7 protein-coding genes are annotated in these 5,496 nt (G+C 50.9%); 5 read left to right on the top strand and 2 right to left on the bottom strand.

The window, feature by feature from the left end; genetic code table 11:
- Positions 1–453: 453 nt before the first annotated feature.
- Together JRI95_16105 and JRI95_16110 are read right to left on the bottom strand one after the other, a co-directional pair.
- Positions 454–738 (bottom strand): zinc ribbon domain-containing protein, encoded by a 285-nt coding sequence (locus tag JRI95_16105; GenBank protein ID MBW2063067.1) that lies wholly within the window; start codon positions 736–738, stop codon positions 454–456.
- Positions 739–822: 84 nt separating this feature from the next.
- On the bottom strand, positions 823–1,344 hold the full coding sequence (locus JRI95_16110; protein MBW2063068.1) for a hypothetical protein: 522 nt from the start codon (positions 1,342–1,344) through the stop codon (positions 823–825).
- Between the two features lie 150 nt (positions 1,345–1,494).
- On the opposite strand from JRI95_16110, the gene JRI95_16115 reads away from it, so the two are divergent.
- The 5 genes from JRI95_16115 (at position 1,495) to JRI95_16135 (ending at position 5,341) form a co-directional block, all read left to right on the top strand.
- Positions 1,495–2,031 carry a hypothetical protein gene (locus tag JRI95_16115; protein MBW2063069.1) on the top strand — a complete coding sequence of 179 codons (537 nt, stop codon included), beginning with the start codon at positions 1,495–1,497 and terminating at the stop codon, positions 2,029–2,031.
- Positions 2,032–2,217: 186 nt separating this feature from the next.
- Positions 2,218–3,429 (top strand): DUF1343 domain-containing protein, encoded by a 1,212-nt coding sequence (locus JRI95_16120; GenBank protein ID MBW2063070.1) that lies wholly within the window; start codon positions 2,218–2,220, stop codon positions 3,427–3,429.
- A gap of 24 nt (positions 3,430–3,453) precedes the next feature.
- Positions 3,454–4,182, top strand: a complete 729-nt coding sequence (locus tag JRI95_16125) for an HAD family phosphatase (GenBank protein ID MBW2063071.1) — start codon at positions 3,454–3,456, stop codon at positions 4,180–4,182.
- Positions 4,183–4,268: 86 nt separating this feature from the next.
- On the top strand, positions 4,269–5,027 hold the full coding sequence (locus JRI95_16130; protein ID MBW2063072.1) for a tRNA 2-thiocytidine(32) synthetase TtcA: 759 nt from the start codon (positions 4,269–4,271) through the stop codon (positions 5,025–5,027).
- Positions 5,024–5,341 carry a hypothetical protein gene (locus JRI95_16135; protein ID MBW2063073.1) on the top strand — a complete coding sequence of 106 codons (318 nt, stop codon included), beginning with the start codon at positions 5,024–5,026 and terminating at the stop codon, positions 5,339–5,341. Before JRI95_16130 ends, JRI95_16135 begins: the two co-directional genes overlap by 4 nt.
- The last annotated feature ends 155 nt before the right edge of the window (positions 5,342–5,496 follow it).

The following is a 5,496-nucleotide window of genomic DNA, read 5'->3' on the forward strand; positions in this document are numbered from 1 at the left end:
CAGCTGTCCTATACACCTGTACTTAAACTAAAAAAGGACTCCAAACTCAATCAGAGCTTATAAATGAAAAGGCCAAACTTGAGGGGCGGGGTTTATCCCCGCCCGTATATTTCTGGTCTTTCATATGTCAATAAAGCCAAGACTACTACAAACGCGCTTATAAACAACGGGTCAGATATAATATAAAAAACATGCAAATTCAATGGGTTTCATATTATTAAATCCTGAAACAGGAGAAATAGTTTCTAAGAAGGAGCGCTGGCGACAAAGCAATCCTTACCTTTTCAGCCAGACCGTATTTGTACCATACTTTCTATATATCGAAAATGGGTGTCTTTGAGGAGTAGGCTCACTAATTTTTTAGAGAAGAATTTTTCTAGGAAGCTCTTCCCGAAAAAAAAAGCAGCTCTTATGCTGCTTGTTCATGTCTGCCAAGGATTTTAAAAGGCCAACTCAGGTTTCCTTTTTAGCTTCCTTCTTGGTTTCCTTTTTACTGGATGAATCGGTTTTTTTCGCGGGTTTTGTGTCGTGGCTCTCAGGCGACTTGCCCGGGCCTTTTTTATTGGTGTAGTCGGTGGCATACCAGCCGGAGCCCTTTAAGTGGAAGGTGTTGAGCGACATGAGTTTGGTAAGCCTCCCCCCGCAATGAGGGCATGTCTTCAGAGGCGGGTCGGAAAATTTCTGAAGCTCCTCGATGATATGGCTGCAAGTCTCACATTGATACTCATATAGTGGCATAACTCAAAACCTCTTCTTATTATCTCTGGGCTTAAAATAATCATTTTTTCAGGTTTGTCAAGCCTAATAAGGCGGCGGTATATTTCAGTAAACCATCTCCCTGTGCCTTGAGTAGTAATCGAGAATGATCGGCAGGTCAGGCAGCTTGATCGCCTTGAGCATTTCATAGGTGATCTGGTGAACTCGGGCCTCCTCAGCGGCGCGTGATTTTTCATTGGCCTCAAAACTCTGGAGAAAGCGATAAAAACGGATTATATGCACCAGTTCGTGGGTAATGACATAAATTAAAAGAGGCCGAAGCGTAAGGTCTGTCTCTCTCTTCAGAGCTTGAAGGATATTATCGTCCTGGATGCAGATGCTGTAAAAATCCGATTCACGCAAACCATCGGGCGGTGCAGGCCGGCTGTAGCGCATTATCTGGGCAAAGGTTTCAGGTATATGCTCGTGAAGGTTCAGGTCTTTGAGGGTTCGGATGTCGTAACGGTATTTCTTCCAGCTTGAAAGAGTCAGGTTAAAACGGTCGTTAACGACGTCCTCTGAGATTGAGACAGCCTGGTTTACTATATTCAACTGGTTTGAATTAAAATGTTTTTTTCCTTGATTCACCCTCATTCATCCTTTAAGACCTCTGGTACCGGTATTTTAACATTTTTACGGTCTATGATATAGTTATAATTTGTAGTAAGATGTCAATCTTTTCCGTTGAAAAGTCTGTATTGGATCCAAAGGCAATCCATGAGTTAGGGAAGAAGGCAGATGAGCAAGGTCGTTGATTTAAAGGAATACAGTGTTGACCGGGCCTTTCGCCGCGGGTTGCCTGGCTGGCAGAGTCATTTCCAGGAGGCCTTGAGCATACGGACTCGGCTTTGTGACCTGACCGACCAGACGCTGCTTGCCTTGGCCCGCTTACAGGGGACATCATCCTTTGTCCTTCAGGATCTGATCATGGGCTTTCGCGGCCTGGGCGCTGGAATGAAATTTCCGCATCTCGACGCGAAGACGAAAATGGCGGTGCTTGACGTGTATTTCTTTCTGGCTGATCAGGTGCGCTGGGAGTGCATGCGCCGTTTGGGTTGGGTTAAAGGCTTTGCCGGGGAGGAGTACTCTCTGGTCGAGCTCATTCTGAATTATAAGGAGATCAAGAGTCAGTTTTCACCGAAGTATCCGCGGTTGACTGAAACTCATCCTGACTACGAGGAGTTCATGCAGCACCAGCAGCTTGAAGGCGAAGCAATGGTACGGCGCCTGATTCCGATTGCCTTGGCTTTTCTCGAGAAAAAGGTTCAGGGGTGAAGGGGCTGGCCCCGCCTTGTGGCAGGAAGCGCAAAAAAAAGAAGACCGGGATCACCGGCCTTCTAATTTATGTTAGGAGCAGTCGTCCAGGATCTTCTGAACCGCTCGCAAGGCGGTATATCCGCTTGCCCGGGATTTGTCAACCTTTTTTTTAATCTTTTTTTTAATCTTTGTAACTAACGTCAGATGAAGCCGGTCTTAAATAAAAAGAATGGCGTTCATGAACCCAGAACGGTAGAGACAGGGCTGGAGCGCCTTTTAAAGGATCCACCGTCTCATCTGCGGCGGGCAAGTCTCGGGCTGGTGGCCAATCAGGCCTCGGTCGGGCCGAAACTAAACCACGCGATTCAGCTTATTGACCAGGCTTTGCCAGGCCGGCTCAAGACCATTTTCAGCCCGCAGCATGGGTTTGCCGGAGAAAAGCAGGATAACATGGTCGAGTCAGATCATGGCCGGGAAAGTAGTACCGGCCGCATGATCTTCAGTCTCTATGGGCGCACGCGGCGGCCTGAGCCTGAAATGCTGGCCAATTTGGATGTTTTGATCATTGACCTGGCAGATGTCGGGACCCGCGTCTATACCTTTGCTCAGACCATGACCTACTGCCTGGAGGAAGCGGCGCGCACGGGTCTCAAAGTCATGGTCCTTGACCGGCCTAACCCTATCGGAGGCATACAGGTCGAAGGCAACCTGCTCAAGCCGGATTGCGCCTCTTTTGTGGGTTTGTCCCCCCTGCCCATGCGTCATGGACTGACCATGGGCGAACTGGCAGGATACATCGCCCGCCGATTAAACCCGGCCCCGGACTTTGAAGTTGTCCGCCTCGCAGGCTGGAGCAGGGAGATGTATTATGATCAGACCGGGCTTTACTGGGTCATGCCTTCCCCTAATATGCCTGCTTCCGGGACGGCTCTGGTCTATCCCGGCCAGGTCATCTGGGAGGGGACGAATATCTCCGAAGGGCGGGGCACGACGCGCCCTTTTCATCTGTGCGGCGCGCCGTTTATAGACTCGAAGCAATTTAAGGCCGAACTGGAGGGCTACGACCTTCCCGGGGTTTATTTTCGCGCCGCCGCTTTTGAACCGACCTTTCACAAGTACCGGGCAGAGGTCTGCCACGGCCTGGAGGTCCATCCCGCAGACAGGCTCCGGTATCAACCTTACCTTACTTCTTTGACCATGCTCGAGGTCCTGCTTCGCCTCTATCCTGATCAGGTCGCCTGGAAGGCCCCGCCCTATGAGTATGAACGTGAAAGGTGTCCTCTGGACCTGATCTTAGGAGACAGGCGTATCCGGGAAGGACTTGAAAAGGGAATGAGTGCGGCTGACCTTGCCCGGGAATGGCAGCCGGAGTTAAGCAGCTTCCTTGAGGAACGGAAAAAATACCTGCTTTATTAAGAGGCGAGGCTTTCAGATAATTGTATGAAGATAAGCCCTGAAAATGTTCAGGCCGTTATTTTCGATCTGGACGGCGTTATTCTCGACAGCATGCCCGCTCATGTGGCCTCCTGGCGCAAGGCATTGGGCGAATTTGACCTTGAGGTGGACGCGGATTTCATCCTGCGTCATGAGGGAGCGCTTGATCGCGATCTTTTAGTCCATCTTTTTGAGCGGAATGGCCAGCGTGTTGCGCCTGAGCTCTTTGATCGGATTTATCTTAGACAGCGTGAGATTTATTGGGATCAATACGCGGCAGAGGTGCCTGTCTTCCCTGGAGCGGCTCGGCTGGTAGAGCTGCTGGCCAGAACTGCCTTGAGGCTGGCTCTGGTCACAAGTTCCAGCCGGGAGGTTTTAACTCCAGACCTGTGGACATGGCTGGCCAGCTCCTTTTCCCCTTTAATCACCGGTGACCAGGTGAGACGATCCAAACCGCACCCAGAGCCTTACCTCAAGGCCCTGGCCGGCCTTGGACTTCCAGCCGCAGAGGTGCTGGTTGTGGAAAATGCCCCGGCCGGGATTGCTTCGGCCCGCGCCGCCGGTCTGACCTGCCTGGCCCTGGCCACCACCCTGCCTCCTGCGGAACTGGCCGAGGCGGACCTGGTGCTGGACAATCATGCCGCCTTAAGGATTTTCCTGGTCCGGGACGGGGTTATTGACGCTGAGGCGCTTGGAGCTTTCTCGGCCTGGGACGTGAACAAAGAGCAGGCTTGACTTTTGGGCCTGATCATATTTATCTTTGAAGCGGCGATAAGACCGAGAAGGAAGCTATTTAATGACTTATATCTGCATGGTTGAGCATGTCCTCTCTAACACAGCAGTTTAAAAAACTGGTCGGTAAGGCCCTGCATCAGTATCGGATGATCGAAGACGGCGACCGGATTCTGTTAGGCATATCCGGGGGAAAAGACAGCCTGCTCTTAGCCAAATTTTTACAAGAGCGCCGCTTGAGAGTGCCGATTGACTACTCCCTGGTGGCAGTGCATCTGGATTTAGGATACGATGACCTTAAACAGAAAGAGTCCCTCAAGGCCTGCCTCAATGAATTGGGCTTAGAATACCATTTCGAGGATACGGATTACGCCCGCGTGGCCCATTCGGATTTGAACCGGGAAAATCCTTGTTTCCTCTGTGCAAGACTCAGACGACGCCGGCTGTTTGAGCTGGCGCGTGATTTAGGCTGCTCCAAGGTGGCCCTGGGCCATAATCGCGACGACCTGATCGAGACCTTGCTTATGAACATTTTTTACAGCGGCGAGATCAGCACCATGCTGCCGGTCCAGGATTTTTTCGGGGGCGCCTTAACCATCATCCGGCCGCTGGCCATGGTTCCGGACGCCAGGGTCCTTCGGCTGGCGAAAAACCTGGAGCTCCCAGTGGTGAGGAATCAATGCCCTTCCGCCGGTCGTTCCAAGCGAGGGGAGGTCAAGGCCGTCATCGCCAGCCTGAGCCAAAAAAATGACAAGGTTCCGGCCAATATTTTTCGCTCCTTGAGTAATTATCGCCCTGATTACCTGCTGGGCAAACCCGAACCTTTACCTCCCAGTAATAGTCCATGACCTTTAAAAGATTCAGCAAGAAAAAGCAGCAGCAGATTTTGAACGCATTGGAGAAGGTGGCCGAGCAGGCCGGTTTTCGGGTCTCATACGGAGACATGAAATTCGCCGGACTCAAGCTCAGGAGCGGACAGTGCCTTTTTAAAAGCGAGCGCTGGCTGGTACTTGGCAGCAAAGACCGCTTTGAGGACAAGCTGGACCTCTTCCGGGAGGCCCTTCAGGAGTTTGATCTTTCCCAGGCCGAGCTTTCTCCAGAACTGGCAGAACTCCTCACCCCCACCACTCTCCCCACCGCAAGAGCTGATGATAAAACCTAAATGAGATTATCAGCGATGTAATTATATGTGTCACTGAAATCTCCCTCAAAACCTTTATCATTTTTCCAGAAGGCTGAATGGAGATATAGGCCTGATTTAAGTCGTAATATACATCATTAAAGTATGGGAGGTTGAAGGTTTGGGACGCATTTTAT

Source organism: Deltaproteobacteria bacterium (assembly GCA_019308995.1).
In the GTDB taxonomy this organism is placed as follows: Bacteria; Desulfobacterota; Desulfarculia; order Adiutricales; family JAFDHD01; genus JAFDHD01.

What these genes read in the sequence shown, in the direction of transcription:
- JRI95_16115 (MBW2063069.1), top strand. Translation starts at nt 1,495, where the DNA reads ATGAGCAAGGTCGTTGATTTAAAGGAATACAGTGTTGACCGGGCCTTT.
- JRI95_16130 (MBW2063072.1), top strand. Translation starts at nt 4,269, where the DNA reads ATGTCCTCTCTAACACAGCAGTTTAAAAAACTGGTCGGTAAGGCCCTG.
- JRI95_16125 (MBW2063071.1), top strand. Translation starts at nt 3,454, where the DNA reads ATGAAGATAAGCCCTGAAAATGTTCAGGCCGTTATTTTCGATCTGGAC.
- JRI95_16135 (MBW2063073.1), top strand. Translation starts at nt 5,024, where the DNA reads ATGACCTTTAAAAGATTCAGCAAGAAAAAGCAGCAGCAGATTTTGAAC.
- JRI95_16120 (MBW2063070.1), top strand. Translation starts at nt 2,218, where the DNA reads ATGAAGCCGGTCTTAAATAAAAAGAATGGCGTTCATGAACCCAGAACG.
- JRI95_16105 (MBW2063067.1), bottom strand. Translation starts at nt 738, where the DNA reads ATGCCACTATATGAGTATCAATGTGAGACTTGCAGCCATATCATCGAG.